This window comes from Isoptericola nanjingensis, assembly GCF_050311635.1.
GTDB classification, from domain to species: domain Bacteria; phylum Actinomycetota; class Actinomycetes; order Actinomycetales; family Cellulomonadaceae; genus Isoptericola; species Isoptericola nanjingensis.
The window spans coordinates 1-210 of record NZ_JBNOZL010000036.1 but is presented as its reverse complement, the minus strand read 5'-3'; the positions used below and the strand labels follow the sequence as shown (position 1 = coordinate 210).

The following is a 210-nucleotide window of genomic DNA, read 5'->3' as shown; positions in this document are numbered from 1 at the left end:
GATCACGACGTGGAACGGCAGCAGCAGGGTGCCGATCATGATCGCGAAGAAGATGCCCCGGCCGGGGAAGTCGATCCGCGCGAACGCGTAGGCCGCGACGGTCGAGGACAGGATCACCCCGACCACCGAGGCGACGGCCAGGATCATCGAGTTGCCGAAGAAGGTCCAGAACCCGACCCCGCCGATCCCGGACAACGCGGTGGCGAAGTT

At 66.2% G+C, this 210-nt stretch carries 1 pseudogene; it reads right to left on the bottom strand.

What is annotated here, in order from left to right:
• Nucleotides 1–210, bottom strand: a pseudogene (locus ACQP6G_RS20925) (carbohydrate ABC transporter permease); the annotation flags it as partial.